This window comes from Dietzia lutea (genome assembly GCF_003096075.1).
In the GTDB taxonomy this organism is placed as follows: Bacteria; Actinomycetota; Actinomycetes; order Mycobacteriales; family Mycobacteriaceae; genus Dietzia; species Dietzia lutea.
This window is the reverse complement of record NZ_CP015449.1, coordinates 1583437-1602500: the sequence shown is the minus strand read 5'-3', so window position 1 is coordinate 1602500 and position 19064 is coordinate 1583437. Positions and strand designations below refer to the sequence as shown.

17 protein-coding genes and 1 rRNA gene (1 of these 18 running past the window's edge) are annotated in these 19064 nt (G+C 71.7%); all 18 read right to left on the bottom strand.

Annotated elements, in window-relative coordinates; genetic code table 11:
* Nucleotides 1-148 (bottom strand): 16S ribosomal RNA (locus A6035_RS07240); it reaches 1372 nt to the left of the window's first position.
* 464 nt (nucleotides 149-612) lie between these two features.
* On the bottom strand, nucleotides 613-1884 hold the full coding sequence (tyrS, locus tag A6035_RS07235) for a tyrosine--tRNA ligase (RefSeq protein ID WP_108849134.1): 1272 nt from the start codon (nucleotides 1882-1884) through the stop codon (nucleotides 613-615).
* A gap of 5 nt (nucleotides 1885-1889) precedes the next feature.
* Nucleotides 1890-2603 (bottom strand): DNA-3-methyladenine glycosylase, encoded by a 714-nt coding sequence (locus A6035_RS07230; RefSeq protein WP_108847227.1) that lies wholly within the window; start codon nucleotides 2601-2603, stop codon nucleotides 1890-1892.
* Nucleotides 2600-2821, bottom strand: a complete 222-nt coding sequence (locus tag A6035_RS07225; protein WP_108847226.1) for a Trm112 family protein — start codon at nucleotides 2819-2821, stop codon at nucleotides 2600-2602. Before A6035_RS07225 ends, A6035_RS07230 begins: the two co-directional genes overlap by 4 nt.
* A 5-nt stretch (nucleotides 2822-2826) precedes the next feature.
* Complete coding sequence (gene argH, locus A6035_RS07220) at nucleotides 2827-4284, bottom strand: argininosuccinate lyase (RefSeq protein WP_108847225.1); 1458 nt, start codon at nucleotides 4282-4284, stop codon at nucleotides 2827-2829.
* Nucleotides 4281-5480 (bottom strand): argininosuccinate synthase, encoded by a 1200-nt coding sequence (locus A6035_RS07215; protein WP_007627020.1) that lies wholly within the window; start codon nucleotides 5478-5480, stop codon nucleotides 4281-4283. Before A6035_RS07215 ends, argH begins: the two co-directional genes overlap by 4 nt.
* A gap of 57 nt (nucleotides 5481-5537) precedes the next feature.
* Nucleotides 5538-6035, bottom strand: a complete 498-nt coding sequence (locus A6035_RS07210) for an arginine repressor (RefSeq protein ID WP_108847224.1) — start codon at nucleotides 6033-6035, stop codon at nucleotides 5538-5540.
* Complete coding sequence (gene argF / locus A6035_RS07205) at nucleotides 6032-6982, bottom strand: ornithine carbamoyltransferase (protein ID WP_108847223.1); 951 nt, start codon at nucleotides 6980-6982, stop codon at nucleotides 6032-6034. Before argF ends, A6035_RS07210 begins: the two co-directional genes overlap by 4 nt.
* Nucleotides 6979-8193, bottom strand: coding sequence for an acetylornithine transaminase (locus A6035_RS07200; protein ID WP_108847222.1), 1215 nt, complete (start codon nucleotides 8191-8193; stop codon nucleotides 6979-6981). The genes argF and A6035_RS07200 overlap by 4 nt, the downstream gene beginning before the upstream one ends.
* Entirely contained in the window at nucleotides 8190-9125 is a 936-nt protein-coding gene (gene argB, locus A6035_RS07195) for an acetylglutamate kinase (protein ID WP_200836285.1), read from the bottom strand. Before argB ends, A6035_RS07200 begins: the two co-directional genes overlap by 4 nt.
* A 1-nt stretch (nucleotide 9126) precedes the next feature.
* The gene (locus A6035_RS18205; protein WP_159149239.1) at nucleotides 9127-9624 is read right to left on the bottom strand and encodes a hypothetical protein; all 498 of its coding nucleotides are present in this window, start codon (nucleotides 9622-9624) and stop codon (nucleotides 9127-9129) included.
* A complete protein-coding gene (argC, locus tag A6035_RS07180; RefSeq protein WP_108847219.1) occupies nucleotides 9621-10658 on the bottom strand; it encodes an N-acetyl-gamma-glutamyl-phosphate reductase in 1038 nt (345 codons plus the stop codon). The genes A6035_RS18205 and argC overlap by 4 nt, the downstream gene beginning before the upstream one ends.
* 44 nt (nucleotides 10659-10702) lie before the next feature.
* On the bottom strand, nucleotides 10703-11554 hold the full coding sequence (locus A6035_RS07175) for a DUF2786 domain-containing protein (RefSeq protein WP_244192571.1): 852 nt from the start codon (nucleotides 11552-11554) through the stop codon (nucleotides 10703-10705).
* A gap of 163 nt (nucleotides 11555-11717) precedes the next feature.
* Entirely contained in the window at nucleotides 11718-12542 is an 825-nt protein-coding gene (gene thiD, locus A6035_RS07170) for a bifunctional hydroxymethylpyrimidine kinase/phosphomethylpyrimidine kinase (protein ID WP_244192570.1), read from the bottom strand.
* Complete coding sequence (gene pheT / locus A6035_RS07165; RefSeq protein WP_108847218.1) at nucleotides 12535-15024, bottom strand: phenylalanine--tRNA ligase subunit beta; 2490 nt, start codon at nucleotides 15022-15024, stop codon at nucleotides 12535-12537. Before pheT ends, thiD begins: the two co-directional genes overlap by 8 nt.
* 42 nt (nucleotides 15025-15066) lie before the next feature.
* Nucleotides 15067-16122: a phenylalanine--tRNA ligase subunit alpha gene (gene pheS, locus A6035_RS07160; RefSeq protein WP_108847217.1), complete on the bottom strand. Its 1056-nt coding sequence runs from the start codon at nucleotides 16120-16122 to the stop codon at nucleotides 15067-15069.
* Nucleotides 16123-16528: 406 nt separating this feature from the next.
* A complete protein-coding gene (locus tag A6035_RS07155; RefSeq protein ID WP_108847216.1) occupies nucleotides 16529-18190 on the bottom strand; it encodes an ABC-F family ATP-binding cassette domain-containing protein in 1662 nt (553 codons plus the stop codon).
* Nucleotides 18187-19059, bottom strand: coding sequence for a TrmH family RNA methyltransferase (locus A6035_RS07150; protein WP_108847215.1), 873 nt, complete (start codon nucleotides 19057-19059; stop codon nucleotides 18187-18189). Before A6035_RS07150 ends, A6035_RS07155 begins: the two co-directional genes overlap by 4 nt.
* Between the last annotated feature and the right edge of the window lie 5 nt (nucleotides 19060-19064).

Below are 19064 nucleotides of genomic sequence, written 5' to 3'. Positions count from 1 at the left end.
CAGGCTTATCCCGAAGTGCAGGGCAGATTACCCACGTGTTACTCACCCGTTCGCCACTCGTGTACCCCGAAGGGCCTTACCGTTCGACTTGCATGTGTTAAGCACGCCGCCAGCGTTCGTCCTGAGCCAGGATCAAACTCTCCATAAAAGCTTCTCAGCACTACGAAAAGCACAATCCAAGCAACAAAACAACCCAAAACTGGCTGTTTCAAAAAACGCGACCCCCACGACAGGGATGTGAAAGGGTCGCAACCAAACAAAAAATTTGGCACTATCACAAACAAAACACACTGTTGAGTTCTCAAACAACACCCACACACCGCTCCCCAGCAGCCTCAGCCACCATCTCGCGGGGTAGTCTCGCCCTCGCCGCCCCGCTTCGGGGCAACTTCTCCAATTTAGCGGTCTCGCTTCGCCGTGTCAAACCGGCAAGGCGCTCCGGCTTTCTGGAGCCTGTCTCCTCGGGCGGCTCGGGCCTCTCGGTCCGGGCCGCTCTCGGCGACGTCCAATAAGTTACGCAGGCGTGAACGGAAACGCAAACCCGCAGGTCAACCCGTCTAACGCGCGATGGCACCGGCAAGAGCCGGCGCCATCGTCGTGTGCAGGGTCAGATCAGCTGATGCGGACGCCCGCGAAGTTCTTCTTGCCACGCCGCAGGACCAGCCATCCGCCATGGAGGAGATCACCGGAAGACGGCGTCCATTCAGGATCCGAGACCCGCTCGTTGTTGACGTACGCGCCACCCTCACCGACCGCACGCCGGGCGGCACCCTTGCTCTCGCTCAACCCGGAGGCGACGAGTAGATCGACGATGGACGTCGGGCTGCCCGGGGCTAGCTCCACCGCGCCGGCGTCCTCGAGCGCCGCCGCGAGGGTCGCCTCGTCGAGTCCGTCGAGCTCGCCGCGGCCGAACAGGGCCTGCGCGGCGGCCTGGACGGATTCCGTCGCGGCCACGCCGTGCACGAGCGTCGTCATCTCCTCGGCGAGTCTCTTCTGTGCCGCACGCAGGTGAGGCTTGTCACGGGTCGACGCCTCGAGCTCGTCGATCTCCTCACGACCGAGGAAGGAGAACCACCGCAGGTAACGCACGACGTCGGCATCGGCGGTGTTGAGGAAGTACTGGTACCAGGTGTACGGGCTCGTCATGGACGGGTCCAGCCACAGGCTGCCACCTCCGGTGGACTTGCCGAACTTCTTGCCGTCGGCGGAGGTCACGAGGGGGACCGTCATGGCGTGGACCGTCTCGCCGTCCACCCGCCGGTTGAGGTCGACACCGCCGACGATGTTCCCCCACTGGTCGGACCCACCCAGCTGCAGCGTGCACCCCATGTTGCGGCGCAGCTGCAGGAAGTCGTTCGCCTGGAGCAGCATGTAGGAGAACTCGGTGAACGAGATGCCCTCGCCCTCGAGGCGACGCTTGACGGTGTCGCGCCCGAGCATCGTGTTGAGCGAGAAGTGCTTGCCGACGTCGCGCAGGAACTCGATCACCGTCATGTGCCCGGTCCACTGCATGTTGTTCACGACCCGCGCCCCGGTGGGTCCCTCGGTGAGGTCGACGAACAGCTCCAACTGACCGGCGATCCGCTCGGTCCACTCCGCGACGGTGTCGGAGGTGTTCATGACCCGCTCCCCCACCTCGCGGGGGTCGCCGATCATCCCGGTGGCGCCCCCGGCGAGGACGATGGGCCGGTGCCCGGCCAGCTGGAATCGGCGCAGGGTCAGCAACGGGATGAGGTGCCCGGCGTGCAGGCTCGGACCGGTCGGGTCGAACCCGCAGTAGAGCGAGACCGTCCCCGCGTCGAGGTGGGTGCGCAGCGCGTCCAGGTCGGTCGACTGGGCGATCAGCCCACGCCACTGCAGTTCATCGAGGATGTTGTTGGTCACGAGCGTCATTGTCCCCCATCGGTGCGACCGACCACCACGGGGCGGGTGACCTGCGGCGCGCGTGGGCTCCGCCGGTAGGCGGAGACCTCCCGCGCGCCGGCGAGCCAGAACCGCCAAGGGCGGTCCGCCTCGCGGGAGACCCCCACGCGCGGACCGGAGCGGATGTGGTCGTCGGGGACCGGCTCGGGTCTGAACCTGATCGACGACGAGGGATCCAACACGTCGGTGCCCCGCATCGACAGATCGATGCCGAGCGTGCGTCCGAGATTGCCGGGACCGCGGGCGGTGCGCTCCGCCGGGATGCCGGGCCGGCGGGTCTCCACGGTCTCGTGGCCGCCCACGACACGGGCCGCCCGCAGGAGCACACCCCCTCCCTCATCCTGAGGGCGGCAGGTGATGTTCACGCACTGGTGCAACCCGTGGCTCAGGTACACGTACAGGTGACCGGCGTCGCCGAACATCACCTCGTTGCGGGCCGTTCGGCCCGGCCACGTGTGGGCCGCCGCGTCCGGGAACGCCGAGTCGGCGGGCCCGCCGTACGCCTCGACCTCCATGACGCGCACCGAGACCGTGTCGTGCGTGAGGATCCCGCCGAGAAGCGACCGCGCCGCCTCGTCCGGGGACGACTCGCGCAGCAACGCCCGGAACCGCTCGCCACCCGTGTCGCAGCCACCCGTGTCGTCGCGGTCGGCCCCGGACGCGCCCGCCAGAGGACTCACTCCGCGGGCGTGCCGCCCGACCGGGCGACGAGGTCCGCGTGCTCGGCGTCGTCGACCTGCCGGGACTCGTCTACCAGCAGGACGGGGATGCCGTCGTCGATCCGGTAGGCCCGGCGCAGACGCGGGTTGTACAGCGTCTCCCCGTCGACCAGGAGGAGGGGGCCCTTGTCCTCGGGACAGGCGAGGATCTCGAGCAGACGTGCGTCGATGACGGACATGCGTCTCACCCTACCCACGCGGCGAACTGCTCACGGACCTCGCCCAACCGCCGGCGTTGCTCCGCCACTGCCTCCCCCGCGGTCCCGCCACGGGCGTTCCTCGACGCGACCGAGCCGGTCACCGTGAGGACCTCTCGGACCTCGGGCGTGAGCGCGCGGTCCACGGCCGCCAACTCGTCGTCGTCCAACTCGTCCAGTCCCACGCCGCGGCCCTCGGCCACCCGCACGCACTCACCGGCGGCCTCGTGGGCGACCCGGAACGGGACCCCCTGGCGGACCATCCACTCGGCGATGTCCGTCGCCAGCGTGTACCCGGCCGGCGCGAGCTCGGCGAGCCGCTCGGGGTGGAATTCGAGCGTGCCGACAAGCCCCGCCATGGCCGGCAGGAGCAGGTCCAGCTGTGCGACGGAGTCGAAGACCGGCTCCTTGTCCTCCTGCAGGTCCCGGTTGTACGCCAACGGCTGCGCCTTGAGGGTCGCCAGCAGCCCGGTGAGGTTGCCGATGAGCCGCCCGGTCTTGCCGCGCATCAGCTCGGCGACGTCCGGGTTCTTCTTCTGCGGCATGATCGAGCTGCCCGTCGACCACTCGTCGGCGAGCGTGACGTACCCGAACTCAGGCGTGGACCAGGCGATGATCTCCTCCGCCAGGCGGGAGAGATCGACCGCGATCTGCGCGAGGACGTAGGACGCCTCGGCCGCGAAGTCCCTCGAACTCGTGGCGTCGATCGAGTTGTCCGCCGCGCGGTCGAAGCCGAGCTCCGCGGCGATCGCGTCCGGATCCAGCCCGAGCGAGGACCCGGCCAGTGCGCCCGACCCGTACGGCGACACCGCCAGCCGGCGGTCGAGGTCCCGGATCCGATCGAGATCGCGCAGCAGCGGCTGCGCGTGCGCGAGCAGCTGATGCGAGAGCAGCACCGGCTGGGCGGCCTGGAAGTGGGTCTTGCCCGGCATGACCGTCTCGGGGTGGGCGTCGGCCTGCGCGACGAGCGCGTCGACCACGTCGAGCACGCCCGCCGCCACCGCGCGGACCGCGTCGCGGAGCCACATCCGGAAGAGCGTGGCGACCTGGTCGTTGCGCGAGCGGCCGGCGCGCAGCCGTCCACCGACCTCGGGACCGACCCGTTCGATCAGCCCGCGTTCAAGGGCGCCGTGGACGTCCTCGTCCGACTCGGCCGGGACGAACGCGCCGGAGTCGACGTCCGCGGCGAGCCGATCCAGCCCGTCGAGCATCGCGTCCAGGTCCGGCCCGGTGAGCAGACCCGCCCGGTGCAGCACCCGGGCGTGCGCCTTGGACGCCCGGATGTCGTACGGGGCCAGCTCCCAGTCGAAGTGGGTGGACTTGCTCAGCGCGGCCATGGCCTCCGCCGGACCGCCGGCGAACCGGCCGCCCCACAGGGCGCCGGTGTTGGTCCCGTGCCTGTCTTCCCCGGTCGTCCGCCCGCGGTCGCTCTGCTCGGCACTCACAGGCCGAGGTCCCGCTTGGCGGCGATCTTGGAGCTCAGGCCGTGCAGGTTGACGAAGCCCTTCGCGTAGCTCTGGTCGAACGAGTCGCCCTCGTCGTAGGTCGCGAGGTTGAAGTCGTACAGCGAGGAGTCGGACCGGCGGCCGTTGACGGTGATCGAACCGCCGTGCAAGACCATCCGGATATCGCCCGACACGTGCTGCTGGGTGTTGTCGATGAAGGCGTCCAGCGCGTACTTCAGGGGCGAGAACCACAGGCCGTCGTACACCGCGTTCGACCACTCGTCCGAGACGCCGGACTTGTAGCGGGCGAGCTCACGCTCGAGGGTGACGTCCTCGAGGGCCTTGTGGGCGGTGATGAGGATCATCGCGCCCGGCGCCTCGTACACCTCACGGCTCTTGATGCCCACCAGCCGGTCCTCGACCATGTCGAGACGGCCCACCCCCTGCGCGCCGCCACGACGATTGAGCTCCTCGATCGCCTCGAGCACGGTGACCTTGCGGCCGTCGATGGCGACCGGCACGCCCTCGGAGAAGGTCACGGTGACCTCGTCGGGGGCCGCGAAGTTGATGGTCGGGTCCTCGGTGTAGTCGTAGACGTCCTTGGTGGGGGCGTTCCACAGGTCCTCGAGGAAGCCGGTCTCCACGGCACGACCCCACACGTTCTGGTCGATCGAGAACGGCGACTTCTTGGTGACGTTGATCGGGATCTCGTTCTTCTCGGCGAACTCGATCGCCTTCTCTCGGGTCCACGCGTAGTCGCGGACCGGCGCGATCACGTCGAGGTCCGGCGCCAGCGCGCCGAAGCCGACCTCGAAGCGGACCTGGTCGTTGCCCTTGCCGGTGCAGCCGTGCGCCACGGAGGTGCCGCCGTGCATCTTCGCCGCGGTGACGAGGTGCTTGACGATGAGCGGGCGGGAGATCGCCGACACCAGCGGGTACTGCCGCATGTAGAGACCGTTGGCCTTGATGGTGGGGGCGCAGTATTCCTCGGCGAACTCGTCGCGGGCGTCCACGACGATCGACTCGACGGCGCCGCAGTCCAGTGCGCGCTGGCGCACGACGTCCATGTCCTCGCCACCCTGGCCGAGGTCGATGGCGACGGCGACGACCTCGGCACCGGTCTCCTTGCCGATCCAGCTGATGGCGACGGAGGTGTCGAGTCCGCCGGAGTAGGCGAGGACGACGCGATCGGACATGGTGTTCTCCTTGGTGTGTGCTGTGGGTCTGTGGGTCTGGGTGTGCGGGTCGCCCGGTCAGAGCTGGCGTCGGGCCAGCGCGGAGAGCCGGTCCGCGAGCTCTGCTCCGGAGACGGGTTCGCGGGCCATCACGAATATGGTGTCATCCCCGGCGATGGTGCCGACGACGTCGTCCGGGTTGGCGCGGTCCACGGCGCTGGCGAGGAAATTGGCGGCCCCCGGCGGGGTTCGCAGGACCGCGATGTTGCCACTGTGATCGGCGGACACGAGCAGCTCGCCGAGCATCTTGGCCAGTCGGTCGGTGCCTCCGGGGATGCCGGGGACGTGGCTCCCGTCCTCCGGGATGACGTAGCGCCCCGCTCCCCCGTCGGCGGCGCGGAGCTTGACGGCACCGAGCTCGTCCAGGTCACGGCTGAGGGTGGCCACCGCGACCGCGATGCCCTCCTCGGCCAGCGCCTCGGCGAGCTCGGTCTGGCTGCGAACCGGGCGGCGCCGAAGGATCTCGGTGATGCGGGCGTGCCGCACCGTCCGACTCACGGCGCCGACCGAGGTCACGCCCCCTCCAGGAGCCAGACGAGCAGTGCCTTCTGGGCGTGGAGCCGGTTCTCCGCCTCGTCGAACACCCGGCTCCGGGGCCCGTCGATGACGTCGGCGGAGATCTCCTTGCCCCGGTACGCGGGCAGGCAGTGCAGGACGATCACGTCGTCGGAGGCCCGCTCCACCGCCTCCTGGTCGAGCCGGTAGTCGGCCAGGTCGCGGAGGCGGTCGGTCGCGGACTCCTCCATGCCCATCGACACCCAGGTGTCGGTGATGAGTACGTCGGCCCCCTCGACCGCCGAGTCGACGTCGGTGGTGATGTGGACCGATCCGCCGGTGGCCTCCGCGATCCGCTCGGCGTCGGCCACCACCTGACCGGAGGGCTGGTACCCGTCGGGGGCGGCGATGGTGACGTGGATGCCGGCCGTGGCGAACCCCAGCAGATAGGAGTGCCCCATGTTGTTGGCCCCGTCGCCGAGGTACACGGCCCGCAGGCCCGCCGTGCGGCCGAAGTTCTCCCGGATGGTGAGGAGGTCCGCGAGGATCTGGCAGGGGTGGAACTCGTCGCTCAGTGCGTTGACGACGGGGACGTCCGAGTGCCCGGCGAGTTCGCTGAGGCCGTCCTGGGAGTACGTCCGCCACACGATCGCCTCGACGTAGCGGGACATCACCCTCGCGGTGTCCTCCAGCGTCTCGCCCTTGCCCATCTGGGTGGAACCGGACTCGACGACGATCGCGTTGCCGCCCAGTTGGGCGATCCCGGCGTCGAAGGAGAAACGGGTGCGCGTCGACGTCTTGTCGAAGATCACGGCGACGGAGCGGGGGCCCTCCAGCGGGCGCACGGAGAACGGCTCCGCCTTGAGCTTCAGCGCGAGGTCCAGGACGGCAGCCTGCTCGGCCGGGCTGAGGTCGTCGTCGCGCAGGAAGTGGCGCACCGAGCGGGAGGACGCGGGGGTACCGGTCATGACGAGGACTCCTTCCGGGACGCGGCGTCGAGGATCGCGGGCAACGCGGAGACGAACTCCGCGGCGCGGGCCTCGGTGAGGATGAGCGGCGGGGCGAGCCGGACGACGTCGGCGGTCGTGGCCCCCACGAGGTAGCCGGCCCCGCGCGCGGCCTCCTCCACCGACTTGGCGACCGGGGCGGTGAGCACCATGCCGAGCAGCAGCCCCCGTCCCCGCACGTGGTCGATCAGCGAATGGTCGAGGCACTCGATCTCCGCGGCGACGACCTTGCCGAGCCGGTCGACGTGCGCCACGAGATCGTCGGACTCGATCGTGTCGAGCACGGCGACCGCGGCCGCGCACGAGACCGGGTTACCCCCGAAGGTCGTCCCATGCTGGCCTGCGGTGAGCAACTCGCCGGCCGCGCCGATCCCGAGGCACGCCCCGATCGGCAGCCCGCCGCCGAGCCCCTTGGCGAGGGTGATCACGTCGGGCACCACTCCCGCCTTGCGGGAGGCGAACATCGCGCCGGTGCGGGCGATGCCGGTCTGGACCTCGTCGACGATCATGAGGGCGCCGTGCTCCGTGCACAGCGCGCGGACGTCGGCGAGGAAGCCCTCCGGCGGTTCGACGACGCCTCCCTCGCCCTGCAGGGGCTCGAGGATCACGGCGGCGGTGTCACCGGGGGTCTTCTCCACGAGTGCGGTGAGGGCGTCGATGTCACCGTACGGATAGAACTCGACGCCGGCCGGCATCGGTTCGAACGGTTCGCGCTTGGCCGGCTGACCGGTCATCGCCAGCGCGCCCATGGTCCGACCGTGGAAGCCGTTCTCGGCCGCGAGGATCCGCGAACGACCGGTGCGACGGGCGATCTTGAACGCGGCCTCGTTGGCCTCGGCACCCGAGTTGCAGAAGAACGCCCGCACCGGCTCGTCCACCGCCAGCAGGGACTCGAGCCGCTCCGCGAGCTCGACGACCGTCGGGTGGACATACAGGTTCGACACGTGCCCGAGCTCGGCGACCTGTCGGCTGACCGCGTCGACGATCGCGGGATGCGCGTGACCGAGCGAGTTGACCGCGATACCGCCGAGCAGGTCGGTGTACTCGCGGCCGTCGGCACCGACGACGGTGACACCGCGTCCCGAGACCAGCTCGAGCGGCGGGGTGCCGTAGTTGCGCATCAGGGCGGTGTCCCACCTGGAGGTGAGGGTGGTGGTGGTCTTCTCGCTCACGCGTGGTCTCCTGCCGGTGTCCGGGTCTCGTGATCGCCCTCGGTCACCATCGTCCCGATGCCGCCCTCGGTGAGGATCTCCAGCAGCACGGAGTGCTCGACACGGCCGTCGATGACGTGGGCGGCGCGCACACCGCCCTGCACGGCGCGCAGGCAGGCCTCCATCTTGGGGACCATCCCGCTCTCCAGTGACGGGAGCAGGCGCTCGAGGGGCCGGGTACCCAGGTGGGTCACCAGCGAGGAACGGTCGGGCCAGTCGGTGTACAGCCCCTCGACGTCGGTGAGGACGACGAGTTTCTCCGCTTCCAGGGCCGAGGCGAGGGCACCCGCGGCGGAGTCGGCGTTGATGTTGTGGACGGTCCCGTCGACGTCGGGGGCGATGGTCGAGACAACGGGGATCCGCCCGGCCTCGATGAGGTCGAGGACCGCGCGCGGGTCGACGGATTCGACGTCGCCGACGAGTCCGATGTCGGTGGGCCGACCATCGACCATCGCGGTACGTCGGACTGCGGTGAACAGGCCGGCGTCCTCGCCGGAGATACCGACCGCGTACGGACCGTGCGCGTTGATCAGGCCGACGAGCTCACGGCCGACCTGCCCGAACAGCACCATCCGCACCACGTCCATCACCTCGGGGGTGGTGACCCGGAACCCGCCGCGGAACTCCCCTTCCATCCCGAGCCGCGTGAGCAACGACGTGATCTGCGGACCCCCGCCGTGGACCACGACGGGCTTGAGGCCGCAGGTGCGCAGGAAGACCATGTCGGCGGCGAAGGCCTTCTTGAGCTCGTCGTCGATCATCGCGTTGCCGCCGTACTTCACCACGACGATCTTGTCGTGGAACTTCTGAAGCCACGGCAGCGCTTCGGCGAGGACGTGCGCGCGGACGAACGGCGTCAGCTCGGTGGACCCGTCGTTCATCGCTGTGGTCATGTCAGGCCTCTCCGGGCTGGTCGGGGACGGTCAGGGCGAGATGGACGTCGGCGCCGCCGCGGTGCCGGAACCGGAACTCCACGCCGTCGGCCGTGGGCACCGGCTCGGGCAGCGGCGAGTGCTCGGTGTCCGGGCGGAAGACGAGGACCTCGATCGGGCCGACCTGCGTCCCGGACGCCGCGGCCAGCGACTCGGCGACGCTCTCCGCGACGAGGTGCGCGGCGGTGAAGTCGGCGGCCGTGTCCCCGGTGCCGGCACTTCCGATCAACACCACGGCGCGGGTGGCGGGGACCTGGGCGCAGCGGGCGCTCCACTGGAGCTCGCCGGCCAGCGCCGTCTCGGATACGCCCGGCGCGGTGACGTCGAGCCGGGCGGCCGTGCCGACGGGCGCCAGCCACGACACGCTCCCGGGGTCGTCGATGTACGTCCGACGGATGAGGCCGTGGAGGTCTTCACCCGGTACGGCGCCGTCCGCGCCGACCGGTCCGGCGTCGGTCACGGGGCGAGACCGACCGTGCTGAGCCCGTCGGTCTCGGGCAGGCCGAGAGCGAGGTTCATCGACTGGATCGCCCCGCCGGCGGTGCCCTTGGCGAGGTTGTCGATCGCGGCGGTGAACACCGCGCGGCCCGCGCGCTCGTCCACCTCGATGCCCAGCTGCACGGCGTTGGAGCCGAGGACGGAGGCGGTCATGGGCTGCACGCCGGCAGGCAGGACGTGGACGAACGGCTCGTCGCCGAACGCCTCCGCGTAGACCGCGCGCAGCTCGGCGGCGCTCGCCGTGGTGGGGGCCACGGCGGTGGTGAGGATGCCGCGTGCCATGGGGGCGAGGACCGGGGTGAAGCTCAACGACACCTCCTCGTCGGTGACCGACCGGAGGTTCTGGAGGATCTCCGGGGTGTGCCGGTGGGTCGTGACGCCGTACGCCTTGACCGAGCCCATGACCTCCGAGGCCAGCATCGGGACCTTGGCGGACTTGCCGGCGCCGGACGCGCCGGTGACGGAGACGATCGTGATGGCCGAGGCGTCGATCAGCTTCGCCGCGACGGCCGGGAACAGCGCGAGCGTGGCCCCGGTGGGAAAGCACCCGGGCACGGCGACACGGCGGGTGGTCCGCAGTGCCTCGCGCGCCGCCGGCAGCTCGGGGAGCCCGTACGGCCACGACCCGGCGTGCTCGGAACCGTAGTAGCCCGTCCAGTCCTCGGCGCTGGAGAGCCGGAAGTCCGCGCCGAGGTCGACGACGAGGACGTCCGGCCCCAGCTGCTCGGCGATCGCCGAGGAGTGCCCGTGGGGCAGGCCGAGCACCACCACGTCGTGGCCCGCGAGGGACTGCGCGTCGGTCTCCGCCAGGACGCGGTCGGCGAGCGGCAGCAGGTGCGGGTGATGCTCCCCCAGCGTCTGCCCGGCGTTCGACCCGGCGGACAGGGTGCCCAGCTCGAGCTCACCCGACACGTAGGCCGGGTGCCCCAGGAGAAGGCGGAGGAACTCCCCTCCCGCGTATCCCGAAGCACCTGCGACCGCTACCTTGATTGCCATACGCACGAGTATGCACGATCTTGCAATCTTTTGCACGTGCGGGGTCAGGCCCCCAGCTGTCGCCGTCCCCCCGCGAACCGCCGCTGCCCCAGGTCCACCGAGCCGCCCACCCGGCGCCCCTCCTCTATCCCGGACATGCCGACCCGTCGGCGGGTGCCGCGCACCGCGGTCGGGAACCGGCGGCGCAGCTCCGCGTCCGCCCGCTGGGCGTCCGACCGGAGGACGATCCCCGCCCCGGCGGCGTCGCGGCTCTCGGCGACGGCGCCCTGCTCGGCGGCCTCCAACCGCCGGCCGACCTCGAAGGCGAACCCGGTCATGAACGACTTGCGGTGGGTGACGGCGGAGACGCCGGGCGCCGGGCGCTGGCGGGCCGCCGCGGCGAGCATCACCCCGGTCAGCGGCCCGGCGAGCATGCCCACCCGCTCGACGTGCCGCCGGACCCCGACGATGTGGACGACGCGCGTGTTGTCACCGCGCACGGAAGTGACGGCCCGGCAGTGCATCGCCGACGCGAGTGCGGCGACGAGGCCCACCTGGTCGGGCTGGTATCTGCCGGAGACCAGATGGTCGAGCACGGTCACCTCCGCGGCGGTGGTGTCCGGACCCGTGCGCGCCAGCGCCTCGTCGACGCCGTACTTGGCGAGTAGTGCGTAGGCGCGCTCGAGGAGCACGTCCGCCTCCGGCGTGCCGGCCACGCTCTCGGCCTTGGCGAAGAGTTTCCGCACCCGGTCCAGCGCCTTCTCGGGTGGCGGGGCGGCGTCGCGGCCGCGCGGGTCCGCACCACGCCAGTCGCGGTCGTCCGCTCCGCACCGGTCGCGATCGTCCGCTCCGCGCCGGCCGCGGTCGTTCCCGTAGCGCTGGTCGTCGTGGGAGGAGGTGGCGTGGGAGGCGTTCATGGTCTGCTCCTGGTCGTCTCGGCTGTCAGTCGGGACGGATGTTCGCACGCGTGTACGACACCGGCGGCGACCGCGAGCGGGCCGGACCGGGCGGGCCCACCGTCCCGGGCGACGCCCGGGGCGACGTCCGGGGCGACGTCCGGGGCGACGTCCGGGGCGGCGCTCAGCGGTGCAGGAACCAGGTGTGGTCGAGCGGCCCGGATCCGTGGCCCACCTCGAGTGCGAGCCCACCGCGCAGCGCCCCGTCCATCCACGGCCGGACGCGGCGGTAGGCCGCCTCCCAGTCCTGCGCGCCGACCCGGGCGGTGGCCAGGGCCGAGGACAGCGAGCAGCCGGTGCCGTGCGTGTGCGGGGTGTCGACCCGCACGAACGGCAGCCGGAGCGTGGTCCGCCGGTCGCCCTCGGTCTCGACGAGGACGTCCTCGGCGCTGCCGTCCTCGAGGTCGCCGGTGGTGGCTAGCACGGCGCAGCCGGTCTGCTCGTGCACGAGTTCGGCCTGACCGACGATGGTCTCGATGTCCGTGGCGCTCGTCTCGCCGCACAGGACGGCGAGCTCGGGGACGTTGGGCGTGACCAGGTCCGCGAGGGGGACCAGGTCGCGGAGCATGCGCGCGGCGTCCTCGCTGGCGAGCCGGCCGCCGGTGGTGGCGACCATGACCGGGTCGAGGACGACGTGCGGAGGACGACGACGACGAAGCCAGTCCCCGACCGCCTCGACGAGGCCCGCCTGACCGAGCATGCCGATCTTGACGGCGTCGATCACCACGTCATCGGCCACGGCGTCGAGCTGGGCGATGACGGTCTCGGGCGGCACGGCGTGCACCCCGGTGACGCCGACGGTGTTCTGGACGGTGACCGCGGTGACGGCGCCCATCCCGTACCCGCCCATCGCGGCGACCGCCTTGACGTCCGCGAGCAGACCCGCGCCGCCGGACGGGTCGGTGCCCGCGATGCACAGCACCCTCGGTGCCCGGACCGCGTCAGCCACGCAGGCTCGCCCCCACGGCCTTCTCCGCGGCCTCGACGGCCGCGGTGCGCCAGGTGCTCGCCTCGTCCTCGGTGAGCGTGCGGTCGTCGGCGCGGAACGTCAGCGCGTACGCGAGGGACTTGCGGCCGTCGCCGAGCTGGGCGCCGGTGTAGACGTCGAACAGGCGCACGCTCTCGAGCAACTCCCCGCCCCCCGAGCGCAGCGCGGACTCGAGGTCCACGGCGGGCACCGAGGCGTCCACCACGAGCGCGACGTCCTGGTTCACCGCCGGATAGGACGAGATCGTCGGGGCCGGCAGGACCTCACGGGCGCCGATCGCGGTGAGGTCGAGTTCCACGGCGCAGGTGCGGGCCGGCAAACCGAGTCGCTCACACGCCGCCGGGTGCAGCTCGCCGGCGTGCCCGACGACGACCGAGTCGACGAGTACCTCCACGCAGCGGCCCGGGTGCCAGGGCGCGTACTCCGCCGCCCGGACCCCGACCTCGGCACCGAGCGCGCGACCGACGGTCCTCGCCGCCTCCACCGCGTCGAGGGCGTCGGCCTCCCGGCCCGGACCGAAGTGCCCCGCCGGCTCGCGCTTACCGGTGTACAACGCCGCGACGTGCAGCGGCTGCTCGGGCAGCGAGGCGCTCAGCCGCTCGCGCTCCTCCGGGGTGGGCTCCCGGTCGACCGGCAGCATCTCCACCGGCGCGGTGGTGGGCGTACGGAACGACACCTGCGCGACCGAGAACAGCGCGAGATCTCGTGCGCCCCGGGTGATGTTGCGGCGGGCGATCTCGACCAACGAGGGCAACAGCGTGCTCGCGAGGTGCGCCTTGTCGCTCTCGAGGGGGTTGACCACGGACATCGTGCTGCGGCGCTCGTCGTCGTCACCCAGTCCCATGTCGTCGAACACCGACGGATCACAGAACGGGGACGTCAGCACCTCCACGTGCCCGGCCGCGGCCAGGGCGTGGCCGACGGCGCGGCGACCACGCTGCTCGGCGGTGAGGCCCCGGCCCGCGGGCGCCGTGGGCAGCACCGACGGGATGTTCTCCAGCCCCTCGAGGCGCAGCACCTCCTCGACCAGGTCCGCCGGCAGGGCGAGGTCGGGACGCCAGGTCGGGGGCGTCACCTCGAGCAGCACCGCGTCGTCACCGGCGACGGCGCAGCCGATCTGCTCCAACCGGCGCCGCGCCGTCCCGGCCGGGTACCCGACGCCGGCGACGCGCGCGGGACGGTCCGGGTCGAACGCTATGGTCGGCATGACCGGCGCCGAGCCGACGTCCGTGAGGGAGTCCTCGACGGCGCCCCCGGTGATCTCGGCGAGCAGGGTGGCCGCGCGGTCAAGGGCTGCGATCGAGGCGGCGGCGTCGACCCCGCGCTCGTAGCGCTTACCCGCCTCGCTCGGCAGCTTGTGCCTGCGGATCGTCCGGAACACCGCGAGGGTGTCCCACACGGCGGCCTCCAGCAGCACGTCCGTCGTCCCTTCGGAGACCTCGGTCGAGGCCCCGCCCATGACGCCGGCCATCGAGACGGGCCCACTATCGTCGCAGATGACGACGTCCTCGGGATCGAGCGTCCGCTCGACGTCGTCGAGAGTCACCAGGGTCTCCCCCGCGCGCGCCCGACGGACGGTGAGCCCGCCCTGCAGTCGCGCCGCGTCGAACGCGTGCATCGGGTGACCGAGCTCGAGCATGACGTAGTTGGTCACGTCGACGGCCGGCGAGATCGGCCGCACGCCCGACAGCAGCAGGCGGCGCGCCATCCACCAGGGGGTGCGCGCGGCCGGGTCGACCCCGGTCACCCGACGCAGCGCGAACCGCCGGGCGCCCGACTCCGGCAGCACCTCCAGCGGCCAGGCCTCGGCATCGGACGGGAGCCCGAGTTCGACGGCGGGGTCGGCGAAGTCGAGGTCGAACCCACACGCGAGCTCGCGGGCCAGGCCGCGCGCCGACAGGCAGTACCCGCGGTCGGGGGTCACGTTGAGCTCGATGACGGTGTCCCGCTCGCCGGCGCCGGCGGCGAGCACGGGCCCGGCGGGATCGCCCGGCTCGGCCGTGCCGGGGGCCAGGACGATGATGCCGCTGTGATCGGAGCCGATACCCAGCTCGGACGCCGAGCAGATCATGCCCTCGCTGGGCCTGCCGTACGTCTTACGCTTGCCGATCTCGAACCCGCCCGGCAGGACGGTGCCGGGGAGCGCCACGACGACGAGATCGCCTTCGGCGAAGTTCCGGGCGCCGCACACGATCTGCTGTGGCTCGTCCCCGCCTACGTCGACCAGGCAGAAACGGATGGGCTTCTTGAAGCCCTCGAGCTCCTCGATGCTCGCGACCCGGCCGATCGTGAGCGGGCCGGTGATCTCGGGGAGCTGCTCCGGCGCGCCCTCCACCTCGAGCCCGACCCGGACGAACCCGGCGTCGAGCTCGGCGGGGGTCACCGTCCAGCCGTCGTTGGCCCGCTGCAGGATCTCGGTCAACCAGGACTGCGCAATTCGCACTGTGGGGTCCTTCGTCTTGGTGTGGTGGGGGTGTGCGGCGGGTCAGGCGCGGATGCCGAAGGGCAGGGAGAAGCGCACGTCACCCTCGACCATGTCGCGCATGTCGGACAGGCCGTTGCGGAACTGCAGGGTGCGCTCCAGGCCCATGCCGAACGCGAAGCCCGAGTACTCCTCGGGGTCGATGCCGCAGGCCGTGAGGACGTTCGGGTGGACCATGCCGCAGCCGCCCCACTCGACCCACCCGGCGCCGCCCTTCTTGCGCGGGAACCACACGTCCACCTCCGCGGACGGTTCGGTGAACGGGAAGTAGTTGGGGCGCATGCGGGTGCGGGTCTCCGGACCGAACAGGGCACGCGCGAACGCGTCGAGCGCGCCGCGCAGGTGGGCCATCGTCAACCCCTTGTCGATCGCCAGGCCCTCCACCTGGTGGAAGACCGGGGTATGGGTGGCATCGAGTTCGTCGGTGCGGAACGTCCGGCCCGGGCAGGCCACGTAGATCGGCGGCTCGCGGTCGAGCATCGTGCGGATCTGCACCGGAGAGGTGTGCGTGCGCAGCACCTGGCGGCTGCCCTCGGGCGCGACGTGGAACGTGTCCTGCAGCGTGCGCGCCGGGTGGTCGGGCAGGAAGTTGAGCGCGTCGAAGTTGTAGTGCTCCGCCTCGACCTCGGGCCCCTCGGTGATCTCCCAGCCCATCGCCACGAACACGTCCGTGACCTGCTCGGTGATGATCGTGATGGGGTGCTGGGCTCCCACCGGGGCGCGCCCGGACGGGACCGTGAGGTCGAGCGTCTCGGCCACGAGGACGGCGGCGTCGCGCTCGGCCTGCAGCTCGGACAAGCGCGCGTCGTAGGCCTGCTGCACGCGCCCGCGGGCGACGTTGACGGCCTTGCCGGCCGACGCCTTTCGCTCCTTGGGCAGCGCGCCCAGGCCCCGGCGCGCCAGGGCGATCGGGCTGCGATCACCCAGATGCGCCGTCTTGGCGGCGGCCAACGCGTCGAGGTCGGCGGCTCCCGCGAACGCCGCCTCGGCGGCGGCGGCGTAGCCCCCCAGTGACTCCTCGTCGATCCGGACCTCGCCCGCGCCTGTGTCTTCGCTCACCAGTGCCCTCGTCCTCCCCGTCACGTCGGCCTTTCACGACCGACACACCTCGGGCTCTGAGGGTAGTCGATCCCCGTATCACCACCTGGACCGCCCGCGCCCGGGTCGGGTTGGCTGACCTACGTCTCGCTTCGGCGTGTGGCCCGGTGAACGACCATGACGGAGGACGACGCAGATGGCTCTGACCATTAGCAGGAAGGAAACGGGGGTGCTCGCCGGCTCGGTCTCGCTGGCGCCCGCCCTCAGGGGGTGCGCCGGGGGCGCGGAGGAGGTGAGCGCGGACGCCGACACCGACCGGGCCACCTCGGAGCAGTGGCCCCGCACCCGCCCGCCGAGTGTCGCGGATCGAGAGCTTCTGCAGCACGCGGCGGACGTGGGTCTTGACCGGCTCCTCCGAGAGGGTGCGTCACCTGACCTCCCGAACGGCCCCCGACTCCACCACGAACTCGCGGGTCGCGCGGAAGGCGTCCCGCATGCGCCGGTCGTGGGTCACCAACAGGACCGTCCCGTCGAAGGCGTCCACAGCCTGCTCGAGCTGCTCGATCGCCGGCAGATCCAGGTGGTTGGTCGGCTCGTCCAGGACGAGCAGGTTCACGCCGCGCTGCTGGAGCAACGCCAACGCCGCGCGGGTGCGCTCGCCCGGTGACAGCGTGGCGCAGGCCCGCGCGACGTGCTCGCCACCGAGCCCGAACTTGGCCAGGAGGGTCCTCGCCTCGGTGGGGTCGAGCCCGGCCGGGTCGGCGGCCACACAGAACGTGTCGAGCAGAGTGTCGCCGCCGCTGAACTCCGAGCGCGCCTGGTCGACCCGGCCGGGCAGGACGCCGGACCCGATCGTCGCGCGCCCCCCATCGGGTGACGAGGCTCCGGTGAGCGCCGCCAGCAGGGTGGACTTACCGGCGCCGTTGGCCCCGCTGACGAGGACCCGGTCGCCGGCGCCCAGCTGCACGGTGACGGGCCCCAGCACGAAGTGGCCGCGCCGGACCACCGCGTCGGTCAGCACCGCCACCACCGCGCCGGAGCGGGGTGCGGCGGCGATCTCCATGCGTAGCTCCCACTCCTTGCGCGGCTCCTCGACCACCTCGAGGCGCTCCAACGCCCGCTCGGACTGGGAGATCTTGGCGGCCTGCTTCTCCGAGCGCTGCCCGGCCCGGTTGCGGATGTGCTTGTCCCGTTCGGCGTCCTTGCCGCCGGACTTGCGCATCGTGTTGCGCACGCCCTTGTCGAGCCACGTCTTCTGCGTCTGGACGCGCTCCCTGAGCTGATCGACGCGACCCGCGTACCCCTCGTAGGCGTCGCGGGCCCGCTGCCGCGCGAGTGCGCGCTCGGCGAGATAGGCCTCGTAGCCCCCGTCGAACACGGTGATCTGCCGCTGGGCGGAGTCGAGTTCGACGATGCCGGTCACGCACCGGGACAGGAACTCGCGGTCGTGACTGACCACGACCATGGGGCGGCGTTCGGACCGCATGAACTCCTCGAGGACGGCCAGTCCCGCGAGGTCGAGGTCGTTGGTCGGCTCGTCGAGGAGCAGGATGTCGTACTGGCTGAGCAGGACGGCGCAGAGGTTGACGCGGGCGGCCTGCCCTCCCGACAGCGCGGTCATGGGCAGCTCCGTCACGGCGGCGTCGAGCCCGAGCCGCGCCGCGGTGGCGGGGATCCGGTCGTCGAGGTCGCCGCCCCCGAGCGCCAGCCAGCGTTCGAGGGCGTCCCCGTAGGCCTCGGCGGCGGCGTCGGAGTCGACCATCCCTTCCGCGAGCGCGTCCATCCGTGCCTGCGCGTCCGCGACGCCGGTGACGCGGTGCAGAAAGTCTCGCACCACCTCGTCGTCGTCCCGTTCCACCTCCTGGCGGAGGAGGCCGACCGTGGCGTCCGGCGGGCTGACGGTGACCTGTCCGGCCATCTCGGCGAGCGGGTCGCCGGCGAGCGCGTGGAGGAGGGTGGATTTTCCGGCGCCGTTGGGCCCGGAGAGGCCCCAGACGTCACCGGGGGCGACGACGAGGTCGAGCCCGTCGAACAGCGTGCGCGCTCCCCGGGAGGCGCCGACTCCGCGGACGGTGAGCGTGGCGCTCACGACCCCGCCTGCAGCCGGGAGCTGGTGTGCAGGCAGATGGACGCCGCGGTGACGATGTTCAGGCTCTCGGCGCGACCGCGGATGGGGATGCGGACCCGCAGGTCGGCGGCGGCGGCGAGGTCGGCCGGCACGCCGTGGGCCTCGTTGCCGAAGATCCACGCGGTGGGCGCGGCGAGCACGTCGTCGGCGCGTTCGATGTCGACTTCTCCGTCGGCGTCGGCGACGGCCACCTGCAGACCCGCGCGGTGGGCGCGCCCGACGAGGTCGTCCTCGGCGATGCCGCGGACGACGGGCAGGTGGAAGACACTCCCGGCCGAGGAGCGGACGGCCTTGGGGTTCTCCGGGTCGACCGCGCCCTCGGTGAGCCACACGGTGTCGGCGCCGAGCGCGTCCGCGACACGGATGAGCGTGCCGACGTTGCCCGGCTCGGCCAGCCCCTGACCGACCGCGACGAGGCGCGGCGAGGCGAGGGCGTCCCGCACGTCCATCGCCTCCGCGGCGTGCGCGGTGGCGTCGGCGGCAGTCCGCGTGACGGAGCGGCACACGGCGACGATCCCGGTCGGAGTGACGGTGTCGGACAGACCGCGGATGGCGCGGTCGGTCACCACTGACACCGCGACGCCGGCGGTACGGCCGGTGTCGACGAGGTCGGCGAACCGGTCGAGCGCCGCCTCGGTGCAGAAGAGCTCGACGGCGGCGCCGGTGGCGAGCGCGGCCTCGACGGAGTTGGCGCCCTCGGCGAGGAAGCGTCCGGCCTTACGCCGGGCCGCGGCTCGGTGGAGCTTGGATGCGGAAACGACCCGCGGGGTCCGTTCGGTGAACGGATCCGCGGGTCGTCCCGTGCCCTCTGCGGGCGGAGTGTTCGTCAAGTCGC

Coding starts and splice junctions, on each gene's coding strand:
- A6035_RS07225 (WP_108847226.1), bottom strand. CDS start 2,821: ATGTCCGTCATCGACGCACGTCTGCTCGAGATCCTCGCCTGTCCCGAG.
- A6035_RS07215 (WP_007627020.1), bottom strand. CDS start 5,480: ATGTCCGATCGCGTCGTCCTCGCCTACTCCGGCGGACTCGACACCTCC.
- argF (WP_108847223.1), bottom strand. CDS start 6,982: ATGACCGGTACCCCCGCGTCCTCCCGCTCGGTGCGCCACTTCCTGCGC.
- argB (WP_200836285.1), bottom strand. CDS start 9,125: ATGACCACAGCGATGAACGACGGGTCCACCGAGCTGACGCCGTTCGTC.
- argC (WP_108847219.1), bottom strand. CDS start 10,658: ATGGCAATCAAGGTAGCGGTCGCAGGTGCTTCGGGATACGCGGGAGGG.
- A6035_RS07175 (WP_244192571.1), bottom strand. CDS start 11,554: ATGAACGCCTCCCACGCCACCTCCTCCCACGACGACCAGCGCTACGGG.